Source organism: Aquitalea sp. (genome assembly GCF_030150775.1).
Classification (GTDB): domain Bacteria; phylum Pseudomonadota; class Gammaproteobacteria; order Burkholderiales; family Chromobacteriaceae; genus Aquitalea; species Aquitalea denitrificans.
In genome coordinates this window covers 17,009-32,448 of the sequence record NZ_JASLFG010000055.1, presented here as the reverse complement: position 1 = coordinate 32,448, position 15,440 = coordinate 17,009, and the positions used below count along the sequence as shown (strand labels likewise).

At 58.1% G+C, this 15,440-nt stretch carries 17 protein-coding genes; 10 read left to right on the top strand and 7 right to left on the bottom strand.

Annotated features, from left to right (window positions below):
• The 10 genes from QVF59_RS18205 (at position 1) to QVF59_RS18160 (ending at position 10,720) form a co-directional block, all read left to right on the top strand.
• Entirely contained in the window at positions 1–1,422 is a 1,422-nt protein-coding gene (locus QVF59_RS18205) for an RNA polymerase factor sigma-54 (protein WP_159879216.1), read from the top strand.
• Between the two features lie 71 nt (positions 1,423–1,493).
• On the top strand, positions 1,494–1,817 hold the full coding sequence (gene hpf / locus QVF59_RS18200) for a ribosome hibernation-promoting factor, HPF/YfiA family (protein WP_159879218.1): 324 nt from the start codon (positions 1,494–1,496) through the stop codon (positions 1,815–1,817).
• 120 nt (positions 1,818–1,937) lie between these two features.
• Positions 1,938–2,402 (top strand): PTS IIA-like nitrogen regulatory protein PtsN, encoded by a 465-nt coding sequence (gene ptsN, locus QVF59_RS18195; RefSeq protein ID WP_159879220.1) that lies wholly within the window; start codon positions 1,938–1,940, stop codon positions 2,400–2,402.
• Entirely contained in the window at positions 2,395–3,351 is a 957-nt protein-coding gene (hprK, locus tag QVF59_RS18190) for an HPr(Ser) kinase/phosphatase (protein ID WP_089084016.1), read from the top strand. The genes ptsN and hprK overlap by 8 nt, the downstream gene beginning before the upstream one ends.
• Complete coding sequence (gene rapZ, locus QVF59_RS18185; protein ID WP_159879222.1) at positions 3,332–4,174, top strand: RNase adapter RapZ; 843 nt, start codon at positions 3,332–3,334, stop codon at positions 4,172–4,174. Before hprK ends, rapZ begins: the two co-directional genes overlap by 20 nt.
• An 86-nt stretch (positions 4,175–4,260) precedes the next feature.
• Entirely contained in the window at positions 4,261–4,881 is a 621-nt protein-coding gene (locus tag QVF59_RS18180) for a flavin prenyltransferase UbiX (RefSeq protein WP_159879224.1), read from the top strand.
• Positions 4,882–4,884: 3 nt separating this feature from the next.
• Complete coding sequence (locus QVF59_RS18175) at positions 4,885–6,348, top strand: NAD(P)H-hydrate dehydratase (RefSeq protein ID WP_287881661.1); 1,464 nt, start codon at positions 4,885–4,887, stop codon at positions 6,346–6,348.
• A 104-nt stretch (positions 6,349–6,452) separates the two neighbouring features.
• A complete protein-coding gene (locus QVF59_RS18170) occupies positions 6,453–7,409 on the top strand; it encodes a DMT family transporter (RefSeq protein WP_287881660.1) in 957 nt (318 codons plus the stop codon).
• Between the two features lie 183 nt (positions 7,410–7,592).
• A complete protein-coding gene (locus QVF59_RS18165) occupies positions 7,593–9,140 on the top strand; it encodes a sensor histidine kinase (RefSeq protein WP_159879230.1) in 1,548 nt (515 codons plus the stop codon).
• On the top strand, positions 9,137–10,720 hold the full coding sequence (locus QVF59_RS18160) for a DUF3369 domain-containing protein (RefSeq protein ID WP_287881659.1): 1,584 nt from the start codon (positions 9,137–9,139) through the stop codon (positions 10,718–10,720). Before QVF59_RS18165 ends, QVF59_RS18160 begins: the two co-directional genes overlap by 4 nt.
• A gap of 66 nt (positions 10,721–10,786) precedes the next feature.
• On the opposite strand, the gene trhA is transcribed toward QVF59_RS18160, so the two are convergent.
• The 7 genes from trhA to QVF59_RS18125 form a co-directional block, all read right to left on the bottom strand.
• Positions 10,787–11,404, bottom strand: a complete 618-nt coding sequence (gene trhA, locus QVF59_RS18155) for a PAQR family membrane homeostasis protein TrhA (protein ID WP_159879234.1) — start codon at positions 11,402–11,404, stop codon at positions 10,787–10,789.
• Between the two features lie 230 nt (positions 11,405–11,634).
• Positions 11,635–12,291, bottom strand: coding sequence for an adenylate kinase (gene adk, locus QVF59_RS18150; RefSeq protein WP_159879236.1), 657 nt, complete (start codon positions 12,289–12,291; stop codon positions 11,635–11,637).
• 79 nt (positions 12,292–12,370) lie between these two features.
• Positions 12,371–13,132, bottom strand: a complete 762-nt coding sequence (kdsB, locus tag QVF59_RS18145) for a 3-deoxy-manno-octulosonate cytidylyltransferase (RefSeq protein ID WP_287881657.1) — start codon at positions 13,130–13,132, stop codon at positions 12,371–12,373.
• On the bottom strand, positions 13,129–13,311 hold the full coding sequence (locus tag QVF59_RS18140; RefSeq protein WP_159879240.1) for a Trm112 family protein: 183 nt from the start codon (positions 13,309–13,311) through the stop codon (positions 13,129–13,131). Before QVF59_RS18140 ends, kdsB begins: the two co-directional genes overlap by 4 nt.
• Positions 13,301–14,332 carry a tetraacyldisaccharide 4'-kinase gene (lpxK, locus tag QVF59_RS18135; RefSeq protein WP_287881655.1) on the bottom strand — a complete coding sequence of 344 codons (1,032 nt, stop codon included), beginning with the start codon at positions 14,330–14,332 and terminating at the stop codon, positions 13,301–13,303. The genes QVF59_RS18140 and lpxK overlap by 11 nt, the downstream gene beginning before the upstream one ends.
• Positions 14,329–14,748, bottom strand: coding sequence for an ExbD/TolR family protein (locus QVF59_RS18130; protein ID WP_287881654.1), 420 nt, complete (start codon positions 14,746–14,748; stop codon positions 14,329–14,331). The genes lpxK and QVF59_RS18130 overlap by 4 nt, the downstream gene beginning before the upstream one ends.
• Positions 14,745–15,368 carry a MotA/TolQ/ExbB proton channel family protein gene (locus QVF59_RS18125; protein ID WP_159879244.1) on the bottom strand — a complete coding sequence of 208 codons (624 nt, stop codon included), beginning with the start codon at positions 15,366–15,368 and terminating at the stop codon, positions 14,745–14,747. The genes QVF59_RS18130 and QVF59_RS18125 overlap by 4 nt, the downstream gene beginning before the upstream one ends.
• Positions 15,369–15,440: the final 72 nt, after the last annotated feature.

Here is a 15,440-nt window from a genome sequence, read left to right as displayed (position 1 = left end):
ATGAAACAGTCATTACAGCTCCGGGTTTCACAGCAACTCACCCTCACTCCACAACTGCAGCAGTCGATCAAGCTGCTGCAGCTGTCCACGCTTGACCTGCAAACCGAGGTAGAGCGCTTCCTTCTGGACAACCCCATGCTGGAACGCGGCGACGACCTGCCCGCGCAGGAAGGCCCCGCCACCGAGTCCGCCAGCAGCAACGAAGAATCAACCACCCCCACATCCGACAGCAGCGACAATGACAGCCACAGCGAAAGCAGCGGCGAGCTGACCGACTGGGGCAGTGGCAGCCGGCGCAACGACGGTGACGATGAGTTCGACCCCATGCTGAATGTCCCCTGCCCGGTCAGCCTGCGCCAACATCTGCTGGCCCAGTTGGGGGAGCTGACGCTGCCCACCAGGGATCAGGCCATCGTACAGCTGCTGATTGAAGAACTGGACGATAACGGCTTTCTCACCATCGACATGGAAGAACTGGCCAGCAATCTGCCGCTGGAACTGGAACTGGAATGCGACGAACTGATGGTTGGCCTGCGCCTGCTGCAGCAGTTCGACCCTGCAGGCATTGCCGCACGCAGCCTTGCCGAATCACTCAGCCTGCAGCTGGCTCGCCTGCCGCACCAAGAGCCTGGCCATGCCCTGGCATGCAAGATCGTGGCAGAGCACCTCAGCTTGCTCGGCAATCGGGACTACACCCGCCTCAAGCGCATACTGGGCGCGGATGACGAAGCCATCCGCCAGGCACAGCAACTGATCGCCCGACTGACTCCCCACCCCGCCGCCGGTTTCGGCGGCGAAGACGTGCACTATGTCATCCCGGATGTCACCGTACGCAAACGCCGCGGCCACTGGGTGGCCGAACTCAATAACGGGGCGGTACCGCGCTTACGCGTCAACCAGCTGTACGCCCAGATGCTGTCGGAAAACCGCAGCGCAGCAGGCGAACTGACCGGTCGCCTGCAAGAAGCCAAGTGGCTGGTCAAGAACATCCAGCAACGATTTGACACCATTCTGAAAGTGTCAGAAGCTATAGTCGAAAGGCAACAAGCGTTCTTTGAACACGGTGAAGTGGCCATGCGCCCGCTTATCCTGCGTGACATTGCAGACGAGCTGGGATTGCATGAATCCACGGTGTCACGCGTCACCACCCAGAAATACCTGCTCTGCCCTCGCGGCCTGTTCGAACTGAAATACTTTTTCGGCAGCGCACTGGAAACCGACAGCGGCGGCGAATGCTCAGCCACCGCCATCAAGGCCCATATCCGTCGCATGATCGATGGTGAGAACACAGCCAAGCCGCTTTCGGACAGCGCCATTGCCGACGAACTGGGCAAGCAAGGGATACAGGTTGCAAGACGCACCGTTGCGAAGTATCGTGAAGCTATGCAGATACCGCCGGTCAATCTGCGCAAGGCACTGTAAAGCGTGTCTTGAAGAATATCCGCTCGCCCGGCCGACCCGACCGGGCAGTCAACACAAGAAGGAGTTAGGGTATGAACCTCAAAGTAACCGGTCTCCACCTCGAAGTAACCCCGGCAATCCGTGAATTTCTGGAAAGCAAGCTGGAACGTATCACCCGCCATGTCGATCACGTGATCGACGTCACCGTCACCCTGTCGGTGGACAAGCTGGTACAGAAAGCGGAAGTCAACGTTCATCTTTCCGGCAAGGATATCCACGTAGAAGCCACCGACTCCGACATGTACGCTGCCATCGATGCGCTGATGGACAAGCTGGATCGACAGGTACTCAAGCACAAGGAAAAACAGAGCGAACACCGCGCAACTCCGCAAGTTCAGCCGGAAGCATCCCTGTAATCACCTGACCGACGATGCGGGAACCCACGGGTTCCCGTTTTTATTTGCACGGAGCCTTTTTCATTTTGATGAAGGCAACGTAGAATTGGCCAGTTTTTGTAGCCGTGTGCATACATTCCTATGAGCCTGATTGGCAAAATCCTGACACAGGACCACATTCTTCCGGACCTGGATGTCGCCAGCAAGAAACGTGTCTTCGAGCAGGTGGGCCTCCTTATCGAAAATACCCACGGCATTGCGCGCAGTGAAATTTTCGACTGCCTGTTTGCCCGGGAAAAACTGGGCTCCACCGGCCTGGGCCAGGGCGTGGCCATTCCGCATGGCCGGGCCAGAGGGCTCAAGGAAGCTGCAGGCGTGTTCATCCGCCTGAAAAACCCCATTCCTTTCGATGCCCCGGACGGCAAGCCCGTGCAAAGCCTGTTTGTACTGCTGGTTCCGGAGCAGGCAACTGATCTGCATCTGCAGGTTCTGTCAGAACTGGCCCAGCTTTTCTCCAGCAAACAATTGCGTGAGCAACTGCTGAGTGCGCCATCGCGTGCCGATCTATACCAGCTGCTTACCGGATGGAATACCAACAATGCCTAGCATTACCGTGCGCCGGTTGTATCAGGACAATCAGCAAAAGCTCAACCTGACCTGGGTTGCAGGAACCGGCGGCGCGGACAGCCCCATCGGCAATGATGAACAACGCCCGACACTGGCGCTGGTAGGCCACCTCAACTTCATCCACCCCAACCGGGTCCAGGTTCTGGGCCTGGCTGAGGTCGATTATCTGAACCGGCTGGAACAGTCTGCCGCCAAAACGGCGCTGGACCAGTTGTTCCACAAGACCATGTCGGTGGTGATGGTAGCCAATGGCCAGCAAGTACCCAAACTGCTGCGCGATTACTGCCACACCCATAATGTGCCATTGATGAGCACACCGCTGGAAAGCCCCTACCTGATGGATGTACTGCGCATCTATCTGGCTCGCGCGCTGGCGGTATCCACCGTACTGCACGGGGTTTTTCTCGACGTGCTGGAAATCGGCGTGCTGATCATGGGCGACTCGGCCATGGGCAAGAGCGAGCTGGCACTGGAGCTGATTTCCCGTGGCCATGGCATGGTGGCAGATGATGCCGTCGAACTCTATCGCATCGGCCCGGAAACTCTGGAAGGCCGCTGCCCGCCACTTCTGCGTGACTTTCTGGAAGTTCGTGGCCTTGGCATTCTGAACATCCGCACCATATTCGGTGAAACTGCAGTTCGCCCGAAAAAAGTGCTAAAACTGATTATCCACCTGGTCAAGGCCAACGATCAGGCAATGCAGGCACTGGACCGGCTGAATATCCAGTCGGAAACCCAGGACATCATCGGCGTCACCGTACGCAAGGTGGTATTGCCGGTTGCTGCGGGCCGTAACCTGGCGGTACTGGTCGAAGCTGCAGTGCGCAATTACATCTTGCAGCTGCGCGGCATCGACAGTACCCGTGAATTCATTGAACGCCACACCAACTTCCTCAGGGATCAGGAAAATGCGCCTGATATTGATTAGCGGCCTGTCCGGCTCCGGCAAGTCCATCGCCCTGCGCGCCCTGGAGGATTCCGGCTTCTACTGCGTGGACAATCTGCCGGCCACCATGCTGCATGAAGCCATGTCGCTCTATGCCGATTATGGCTACAAGCAGATTGCCATCAGTGTGGATACCCGCTCCAGCCCGTCGCTGGGTGCATTGCCGGATGAAGTGCACAAGCTGCGCCAGCAGGGCGTGGATGTGCGACTGCTGTTTCTGGAAGCCAAACCCGAAACCTTGGTCAAGCGTTTTTCCGAAACCCGCCGTCGCCATCCGCTGTCTGGTATCGGTGCCACCGTGGAAGAATGCATTCAGCTCGAACAGGAACTGCTGGCCAGCATTCAGGAAATGGGTATCCGCATTGATACCAGCGAACTGTCTGCCAACGCACTGAAAACCGCTATCAAGCAGCTGGTGGAAGCAGACAGCAGCCGGCTGACCATTATTTTCGAATCCTTCGGTTTCAAGCACGGCGTACCGCTTAATGCCGATTTTGTGTTTGATGTACGCTGCCTGCCCAATCCTTACTACGACCCGGCGCTGCGCCCCTTCACCGGACGCGACCAGCCCATCATCGACTTTTTCGGTCAGCAGCCGCTGGTCGCGGCAATGGCTGAAGACATCAGGTGCATGATCGCCAAATGGCTGCCCGAATTCAGCCGTGAAAACCGTAGCTATCTGACCGTCGCCATCGGGTGTACCGGTGGCCAGCACCGTTCGGTCTACATTGCCGAACAACTGTCGCGTGCCTTTCCGGCCGAACAGGTTCTGATTCGCCATCGTCAGTTGTTCCGCGAGTCCTGATCCGCCTGCTGGCAGGCTGCACATCTTTGGCACAACCCGTGCAAGATCCAGACGGGATAGCCAGCTGACCGCACATGGAAATACTGATGCAAACCCCACAAACCGTCACCGTTGCCCTTACTGGTGCCTCCGGCCTGCCCTATGGCCTGCGCCTGGTTGATAGCCTCATCAGCGCAGGCGTACGCGTATGGGTGCTGTACTCCCAAGCCGCACAAATTGTCGCCAAGCAGGAAATGGACTTGCATCTGCCCTCACGCCCTGCCGAAGTTGCACAATGGCTGCAACAACGTAGCGGGGCAAAAGCCGGGCAACTGGCCGTATTCGGTCGGGAAGAGTGGTTTGCCCCGGTGGCATCGGGTTCCAATCCGGCTGACGCCATGGTGGTTTGCCCTTGCTCGATGGGTACATTGGCGGCCATCGCCCATGGCATGAGCGACAACCTGATCGAACGGGCGGCCGATGTCAGCATCAAGGAAGGCCGCAAGCTTATCCTGGTGCCACGCGAAACCCCGCTGTCGGTCATCCATCTGGAAAACATGCTGAAACTGGCGCGGCTTGGCGCTGTCATCCTGCCGCCATCACCCGGTTTTTACACCCATCCAGCCAGCGTCGACGACATGGTGGACTTTGTGGTGGCACGCATTCTCGACCAGTTGCGTGTCCCGCACAGCCTGATGCCACGCTGGGGAGAGTCCGTAAAGGAGTAAAACATGCTGCAAGATGCATTATGGAGTCTGCCGGCCTTGCGCCGTCTGGAGATAGAGGCCGAATTACAGGGCCTTGACCTGATGCAGCGCGCAGCACGCGCCACAGCGGCATGGACCCGACGGCATCTGCCACCCGGTGCGCGTATTCTGGTGGCAGCCGGCCCCGGCAATAACGGCGGCGATGCCCTGTACGCTGCCCTGCTGCTGATGCAGGAGGGCTACAGCCTAGATATCCTGATGCCGCAAATGCCCGCCAGCCCGCAGGCGCAGCAAGCCTACCTGGCCTTGCGCAGTGCCGGTGGCATTCCCTTGCAGCAACTTGCAGCGGACGCCCCTGCTCCGGCATTGCTGATTGATGGGCTGTTTGGCATCGGACTTAGTCGTCCCCTGGATACCAAGTGGCTGGCCCTGATCCACCAGCTGGATCAACTTGATTGCCAGCGACTGGCGCTGGACTGCCCAAGCGGTCTGAACGCCTACACCGGTCAGGTACAGCAAGCCTGTATTCACGCCACGCATACCCTGACTTTTCTCTGCCACAAACCAGGCTTGTTTTATTCCGCTGGAGCAGACTATGCCGGGCAGGTAGAACTGGCCACCCTGGACTGCCCCCCGGCCCTCCAACCTGCCCCGGAAGGCTATTTGAACCGGCAAGGTGCACAAGCTTTGCAACGCCGTCGCGACAGCCACAAGGGCAGTCATGGCACTGTAGCCATCATCGGTGGCAGCGAAGGCATGCTGGGTGCGGCACTGCTTGCCGGCCGAGCAGCATTGGCCGCTGGTGCCGGCAAAGTCCATGTGCTGGCGCTGGATGGCCGCCTTGCGGCAGATACATCCTGCCCGGAGCTGATGTTGCATGATGCACGGCAACCGCACAGCCAACCCGACTGCGATGTGCTTGCCACCGGCCCGGGACTGGGGCAAAGCAGGCAGGCTAGACAATGGCTGGAACATGCGCTGGCATCTCCTCTGCCGCTGGTGCTGGATGCGGATGCCCTTAACATGCTGGCAAGCGATGCCCAGCTGCAGGATCAGCTGGCCATGCGTGAGGCCGACACTATCCTGACGCCACACCCTGCAGAAGCAGCACGCCTGCTGGGCAATAGTACAGCCACGGTTCAGGCAGACCGTCTTGCCGCAGTTCAGCAACTGGTCAGCCGCTTTGACTGCCTGGTAATCCTCAAAGGTGCCGGAACGCTGATTGCGGCGGCTGGTCAGCCTTATCAGCTCAATACCAGCGGCGGCCCCGCGCTCGCGGTTGCCGGTCAAGGCGATGTACTGAGCGGCCTGATTGCCGCGCTGCTGGCACAAGGCATGCCGGCCATGGCCGCATGCTGCCTTGCCGTACGGGTACATGGCATGGCCGGAGATGAATACCAGCAGGAAACCGGTGGCCCCATCGGGCTGACTGCCACAGCCACTGCCCACCGCTGCAGTCTCATTCTCAACCGCTTGCTGAACGCATAAATCCTGTCGGGTAGCAGCGTTTGCTGCTCTTTTGTCCATGGAAATACTTTTCCTGCGGAAATCCAGCCTAGGTAAAATGATCGGCTCTTCCGGAGGAAAAACTTTTGCATCAACAGAAGAAAGCCTATGTGTACGGGCTGAGTGCCGTACTTGTCTGGTCTACGGTGGCCACTGCCTTCAAAATCAGCCTGGCGCACCTGACGCCTGCACAGCTTGTCCTGTATGCAAGCCTTGCCTCTACCGCCAGCCTGCTTGGCATCCTGCTGTATCAGAGGCGCCTGAGCAGCCTGCTGCCGGCAATACGCCAGCACTGGCGTCGCTCACTCCTGCTGGGCACAGTCAACCCGCTGGTCTATTACCTGCTCTTGTTCAAGGCCTATGCGCTGCTTCCCGCGCAGGAGGCTCAGGTCATCAACTACACCTGGGCACTGACCATGACCCTGCTGTCCGTGCCCTTGCTCAAGCACAAACTGAGCCTGAACGATGCGGGAGCCGCAGTCATCTGCTACCTGGGCGTGCTGGTTATCGGCACCCATGGCCAGCTGTTCAGCCTGCATTTTTCCAGTTTGGCCGGTGTAGGCTATGCACTGGCATCCACTCTGCTGTGGGCCACCTACTGGGTCCTTAATGCCCGGGACCAGCGCGAACCCATACTGGGGCTGGCACTCAACTTTCTGCTCTCACTGCCGCTAAGCCTGCTGTTCTGTGCCATAACCGGTGAACTGCATGCTGCCGCATGGCAAGGACTGGCGGGAGCCGCATATGTCGGCGCTCTGGAAATGGGTTTTACCTTTGTCTTGTGGCTCAGTGCCATGAAACTCACCAACAGTACAGCGCGGATCGCCAATCTGATTTTCCTCTCCCCCCTGCTTTCGCTGGGTCTGATTCACTTTATCGTGGGAGAGCAGATACTGCCGTCGACCTTGCTGGGTTTGGCGCTGATCCTGGGTGGGCTATTGCTGCAGAAACTGCCCAGACTGCGGCTGGGTCGGCAGCACCGCCCGGTGGCAATCAGTCAGCAATGTGTTAACCCTCAACCTGACCCCAGCAAAAACGTGTGATTTCCTAGCCACAATTCAAATAATGTGGTGCCATTTGCAACCGTAAGCCAGTAAATTATGCATTTGGCACTGGATTGCCGTGACAGTCTCATCAAAGCGATGACACCATGCCTGACAAGCAAAAGTGGCATTTCCCAGGAAGACTTCCTAGGATTAAGCAGGGCAAAAAGGATAATAAAAGCAATGAATAGCATCAAATCCAAGCTCAGGCTCTGGCTGATGATAGGGGTAACGGTGATTGTGGCCATCACCGGACTGTTGTCGTACAAGCAAAACCGCAGTCAGGACGAAGAAGACTACCAGGCTCAGCGCGCATCGCTGCAAGCGCGTCTATCGCTGTCATTGCCACATGGTGTATGGCAGATGGATGACTCCTATACCCGCCTTACTCTGGATGCCGAGCTGGGCTGGAGTTCCGTGCTTGCCATTCGCATCACCGGCGATGCCGGGCTGAATATCGGTCGAAGCCGCAATACCGACAACGCCACATTGCGTGATATGGCACCGGCAGAAAAGCCCAGCAGCGATGATGTGCTGAACATCCCCATCATCTATCAGAACCGGGAAAAGCTTGGAACTGCCACCGTCTATCTTTCCCGTAGCCAGCTGGAGCACCGCCAGCGCATGCACTTGCTGGAAATCCTGGTGGAAATCCTGATTCTGGACGGTCTCATCTTCATTGTGATGACCTACAACCTGAACCGTTTTGTTTTTGATCCACTTAAGCGGCTGCAGGAAGCACTGAATCAGGCTGCCAGCAGCGACGATGCAAAATCATTGCGCCTGGAACAGCAAACCCAGGATGAGTTCGGTGCGGTCACCCACAGTTTCAACCGCATTGTCGACCGTATCTCGGCCGATCTTGCCATGCGTACCAGTGCCGAGGCGCAAGCGCGCCAGGAACGGGACAATGCCGAGCAGGCGCTGCGCCAGTTGGTACAAACCCAACAGACCCTGGTTGAAACCGAAAAACTGGCCTCGCTGGGTAGCCTGGTTGCTGGCGTAGCCCACGAGATTAACACCCCGGTGGGAATTACCCTGACCACGGCCTCCCACCTTGCCACCACCACCCTGCATATCACCGAAAAACTGGACAACGGCGGCGTCAAGAAAAGTGACTTCCAGGCGTATCTGGATACGGCCAAGGAGTGTTGCGAACTGATACTGTCCAATGCCGAACGCGCAGCCAACCTGATTCACAGCTTCAAACAGGTGGCAGTCGACCAGACCAGCGAGCAGCGCCGCGACTTCCAGCTCAACGACTATCTCAATGAAATCGTCACCAGCCTGAAGCCACGCTTCAAGCGTTCACAAACCAGCATTTCCATCGACTGCGAAGACGACCTGCTGCTGGACAGCTACCCCGGAGCAGTATCACAGGTTGTCACCAATCTACTGGTCAATGCACTGGTGCACGGATTTGACGAAAAGCCCGGCGGCTCCATCCACATTCATGCAGAACGCTGCAGCAACAGCGAAATCCGCCTCAGCGTCAAGGATGATGGTAAAGGCATTCCCACCGAAAATCTCAACCGCGTCTTCGACCCCTTCTTCACCACCCGCCGCGGCAGCGGTGGCAGCGGACTGGGTCTGCATATCGTGTACAACATAATCCGGCAACGACTGGGCGGTACCATAGAAGTTCATAGCGAACCCGGCAAGGGCAGCACCTTTACCATCACCATGCCGTGCATTGCTCCGGAAATTCCGCACAAGGAGGCAAGGGAATGAGCCCGCAACAGGATAACGATGACAACTGGCTGCTGGAAGACGACCCTGCGGAACAGGAAAGCCAGCAACCACAGTATAAGCGTCCCTGGAAAATCCTGATCGTCGATGACGAACCCGATGTACACAGTGCCACGGCGCTGGCCATTCGCAACATCCGATACAAAGAACGCGGGCTGGAACTGCTCAGTGCCTACTCGGCGGCCGAAGCGCAGCAAATGCTGCTCAAACATGACCATATCGCACTGATTCTGCTGGATGTGGTGATGGAGACCGATGATGCCGGCCTGCGGCTGGTACGCCGCATCCGTGAAGAAATGCAGATAGGTACCACCCGCATCGTGCTGCGTACCGGCCAGCCCGGCCAGGCACCGGAGCAGGAGGTCATCCTCAATTACGATATCAACGACTACAAGACCAAGACCGAACTGACGGTACAGAAGCTGTTCACTACCGTCATTGCCTCGCTACGCGCCTACGAGAACCTGATCACCATCGAAAAAAACCGCCAGGGACTGGCCAAGATTCTGGAAGGCGCCGCGGACCTATACCAAATGTTCTCGCTGAAAGAGTTCGCTTCCGGCGTACTCAAGCAGATCAGCGCGATTCTGGATGTCGGCACCGATGGCATACTATGCGTGGAAAGTACACCGGACATGACCGGCAGGCCGCTGCTGGAAATCCTGGCAGCAGCTGGTGCCTATGAAAGCCTGTTGGAAAAAGGCAGCCTGGACGACTACCCGGAGCTGGCCCAGGCCATTCGCCTGGCCTTGCAGGAAAAGCGCAATATCTACCAGCATCCCTACGATGTACTGTGCATCACTGCGCAAAACGGCAGGGAGTTTGCCGTCCACTTCACTCCGCCCTGGCCGCTGGACGATGTGGAACGCAATCTACTGGAGGTATTCTGCCAGCGCATTTCATCCGCTTACGACAATCTCTATCTCTACAACCAGCTGCGCCACTCCCAGGAAGCCACTGTGGTGGCCCTGGCCGCCCTGGCCGAATACCGTGACACCGATACCGGTGCTCATGTTCAGCGCGTACAGAAACTGACGCATGCCATTGCCGGTGAAATCCGCGACAACGGCCATTATCTGGAACTGCTGACCGCAGAATTCATGGACATGGTTGGCATGGCCAGCATTCTGCATGATGTGGGCAAGGTCGGCACGCCCGATCACATCCTGTTCAAGCCCGGCAAACTGGACCCGGATGAACGCCGCATCATGGAACAACATGCCAGCATCGGTGCACACATCCTGGCCAAATCCGCGCAGATGGTGGAAGGACAAAGCTATTTGTCGCTCGGTTCTGAAATTGCTGGCGGTCATCATGAACACTTCGATGGCAATGGCTATCCGCAAAAACTGCAGGGGCAGAACATTCCCCTGTCAGCGCGAATTGTGGCCGTTGTCGATGTCTTTGATGCCCTGCTCAACAAGCGCCCTTATAAAGAGCCATGGGAACTGTCCGAAACACTGGACTACATCCGTAGCCGCGCCGGTAGCCAGTTTGACCCGGTCGTGGTTACCGCCCTGTGTACTTTGGTGGAAGAAAAACGCCTGCCCTTCGAGCTGTAGCACCAGCCAGCACAAAAAAAGCCGCCCTGACAGACCAGGGCGGCTTTTTCAATGCATGGGCAACACTCAGGCAACGTAGAACATCACGCTGACAAACTGGCAAATGCTGCCGCCCATCACAAACAGATGCCAGATACCATGACCGTGACGGATTTTTTCGTCATTGAGAAACCAATAAATGCCTACGCTGTAGATCAGGCCTCCCAGCGCCAGCCAGAACAAGCCGCCCCACGACATGGCCGCAATCAGCGGCTGCATGGCAATCACCACCAGCCACCCCATTACCACATATAGAATCATCGACAGCAGACGAGTCCGCCGGCCCAGTGTCAGCTCCTGGACAATACCGAAAATGGCCAGCCCCCAGCTCAGACCAAACAGCGTCCAGCCCCAGGCTCCGCGCAACGTGACCAGACAATACGGCGTATAACTGCCTGCGATCAGCAGATAAATGGCCGAGTGGTCGCACTTCTGCAAAATTGCCTTAGCCCGCCCTTTTGCACTGTGGTACAGGGTGGAAACCAGATACAGCAGCACCAGTGTCGTGCCATACAGGCTGAAGCTGACGATCTTCCACGGGTCACCCTGCTCGGCAGCCACATACACCAGGCTGATCAGCCCGGTGATGGCCAGCACGGTACCAATCAGGTGGGAAATGCCGTTAAAGCGCTCTCCGTAATACATGTATTTCTCTCTTCTCACTGCGACCATGTGATCCGGTCAGCGGCATCGCCGTATATCCGGACAGCTGCTTGGGCAGCACCCGCTTGCAGGCAGTTCCTGCAAGGCAATAGATAGTTTGCGGCAAAATCCGGCAAAACAAGTCATTGCAGCCGCCTTGGCAATAAGAAGCAGTATACAAAAACAAAGCGGGCCGTAGCCCGCTTTGTCACATCGGCAGCAAAAACTGTCGCTCAGACAGCCAGTGCCTTCAGCACATTGCCACGCACCACGTCAACCGGCTGAGTGCCGTCGATCTTGACATATTTGGGTGCCTTGGCATCGCCACTGGCAGCGCGCTGGCCATAGAAGCCAACCAGAACCTCGGTCTGCTCGTGATACACCGCCAGACGTTTCTTCACGGTGTCTTCGTGGTCATCATCACGCTGGATCAGGTCTTCACCGGTTTCGTCATCCTTGCCAGCCACTTTCGGCGGGTTGAAGGTAATGTGGTAAGTACGGCCGGAAGCCAGATGCACACGGCGACCAGCCATGCGCTCAATGATAGCGGCATCAGGTACGTCGATTTCCACTACGAAGTCGATATCCACACCGGCAGCGATCATGGCCTCGGCTTGCGGAATAGTGCGCGGGAAACCATCAAACAGGAAACCCTTGGCACAGTCGTCCTGAGCAATACGCTCCTTCACCAGACCGATGATGATGTCATCGCGTACCAGACCACCTGCATCCATGATGGCCTTGGCTTCCAGACCCAGCGGCGTGCCAGCCTTGACGGCTGCACGCAGCATGTCGCCAGTGGAAATCTGCGGAATGCCGAATTCCTCGCGGATATAGTTTGCCTGGGTACCCTTGCCTGCGCCCGGAGCGCCCAACAGAATCAATCGCATAATTACTCCCGTCAGTTTGTATGTCGTTTATTGTGATTGGTGTTCATCGACCGTCTTGCATTGCAGCCTTGCCCGGCGCTCAGCATCCGGCCAGTACGGCACGCACCCGTTCCAGATCGGCCGGCGTATCCACACCGGCAGCGGGTGCTTCACGCACAGTGGCCACCATGATGGGGTAGCCATGCCACAACACGCGCAGCTGTTCCAGTGCTTCAAACTGCTCCAGAGGTGCCGGGCTCAATGCGCTGTAGGTCTGCAAAAAACCTGCCTGATAGGCATACATGCCGATGTGCCGCAGGACCGGTAGGTCGGCGGGCAGGACGCTTGTATCGTGTGCAAACGCGTCACGGGCATAGGGAATGGGCGCCCGGCTGAAATACAGGGCCCGCCCAGCATGGTCCAGCACCACCTTGACCACATTGGGGTTGAACATGTCTTGTGCGGCATGAAACGGGTGCGCTACCGTTGCCATTGGTACCCCGGTTTCAGCCATCAGTGCCGCCAGCTGATTGATCAGTTCCGGGTCGATCAAGGGCTCGTCACCCTGCACGTTCACCACGATCTGTTCCGCCGGCCACTGCATCTGCAGCGCAACTTCAGCCAGACGGTCGGTACCGCTGGCGTGATCTTCCCGCGTTATCACCGCCTGTATGCCATGCGCGGCACAGGCTTGCAGGATGTCGTGGTGATCCGTCGCCACCACCACCTGGCTTGCCTGGCTGCGGGCAGCCTGTTCGGCAACGCGCACCACCATGGGCTTGCCGGCCAGGTCGGCCAGCGGCTTGCCTGGCAAACGGCTGGACGCCATGCGTGCCGGAATGACGACGGAAAAACCGTTCATTTCACTTCTTCTTCCGCCGCCAGCTCACGGGCTTCGGTTTCCAGCATCATCGGGATGCCGTCCTTGATCGGGAAAGCCAGACGATCGCCCTTGCAGATCAGTTCCTGCCGGGTCTTGTCGAATACCAGCGGGCCCTTGCACAGCGGGCACACCAGGATGTCCAGAAATTTAGCGTCCATGTCGTATCTTCAATCGGGAAAGTAGCCAGCCGGCAAGGTCCGGCGTCAGCTGTGCCGCAACCGGCAGGACCCATAGTCTAGCACGCTGCGCCGCATCATGAATCACTCCACGCAATTTCACCGCATCTTTGCTGGTGACGATGACGGGAGTGTCACCCGGTGGTAAATCATCCGGCGTAAAAGCATGATGATCGGGAAAGACAAGACACTGCTGCAGTAGGAAACCTTGTCCCTGCAAGGTAGAAAAGAAGCGCCCCGGATGACCAATACCTGCCAGTGCAATCACGGGCTGGTCAGCGAAATCCGCTACAGCGCGGGTCTGCTCCGGCTGAGCCAGCGCCTGCAAGCGCTGGGCCACCAGCCGCATGTGAAAACACGGCACCTCGTCTGGTAAACACAGTGCGCCACCATCGCCATTCACCACGATGGCATCCACCGTATCCAGCCGCGCGGCAGACTCACGTAGCGGGCCGCCAGGTAGCAGCCGACCATTGCCCAGGCCGCGCCGCCCGTCCAGCACCACCAGCTCCAGCGTGCGCGCCAGACGATAATGCTGCAGGCCGTCATCTGTCAGGATCAATTGCAGATCAGGATACAGGCTCAGCAGATGCTCACCCGCTGCCACCCGGTCACGCCCCACCACCACCGGCACGCCGCTGGCCACCAGCAGCAAGGGTTCGTCGCCCACCACACTTGCAGAGCTATCAGCCGTGACCAGCATTGCTTGCCGATGGTTGCCACCATAGCCACGGCTGATCACGCCCACCCTGACGCCGCAGGCTTGCAGCTCGGCCAGCAGGCTGAGCGTCAACGGCGTCTTGCCTACACCACCGACATTGATATTGCCGATGACGACAACAGGAACCGGCAGTTGATGGCTGCGCCACACGCCGTGGCGATAAGCCAGCCGGCGTAAGGTGGACAATAGTACAAATAGCCCTTCCAGCGGAGCCAGAAGGGCTGTCAGCCACCATACCGGTTGATACCAGTGGCGCTCGATACGCTGACTGATCCGGCTCACGGCGTGATGTTCTGCGTGGCAAAGGTCAACTGCGTCAAACCTGCTGCACGCGCCGCCTCCATGACACTGACCACCGACTGGTGCGTCGCCTTGGCATCTGCATTCACCACCACAACCGGGTCTTTCTTGCCTGCCGCCGCATCGCGCAGCTGCGCCTGCAGTGCTGCCTTGTCACCGGCAGCCAGTTTGCGTCCGTCAATTGCCATTTCACCGCTGGCCGCCACCGCCACCGTAATCGGTGCCGCTACCTGCTGGCTGGTTTCTCCCTGCGCACTGGGCAGGTTGATTTTCATCTCGGCAAATTTCGAATAGGTGGTGGTGACCATCAGGAAAATCAGAATCACCAACAGCAGGTCGATCATGGGAATGAAGTTGATTTCCGGCTCCTCGCGCTGCCGGCCGCGACGGAAATTCATGGCTGGCTACCATTCTGGCGTTCGCCATGCACCACTTCCACCAGCTTCACCGCTTGGGCCTCCATCTCCACCAGCAGGCCGTCCACGCGGGCGCGGAAGTGGCGATAGAACATCATGCTGGGAATGGCCACGATCAGGCCGAATGCCGTGTTGTAGAGCGCGATGGAAATACCATGCGCCAACTGCTGCGGGTTACTGGAACCGCCAGGAGCCTGGGAACCGAAGATTTCGATCATGCCGATCACGGTGCCCAGCAAACCCAGCAGCGGTGCCATGGCGGCGATGGTCCCCAAGGTATTGAGGAAACGCTCCAGATGATGAGCCACCACCCGACCTTCGTCTTCGATGGCATCTTTCATCACTTCACGGCTGCCGCTGACATTGCGCAGGCCGGCGGCAAACAGCTTGCCCAGCGGCGAATGGTTTTGCAGCAGTTGTAGTAATTCTGACGATGCGCCGGCACGGCGGAATTCAGCTACCGTCTGCGCCAGCAATCCTTCCGGTACGATCAGCGAGGCGCGCAAACTGAACAGACGCTCGAAGATGATGGCCAGCGAAATGACCGAGGCCAGAATGATGGTCCAGATCGGCCAGCCGGCCGCTTCAACAATTGACCACACGAAACATTCTCCAAAGCTATAGCTAAACGCTAAACTTTAGCGGTTGCCAGACTTCTCGGCAACCATGGCCCG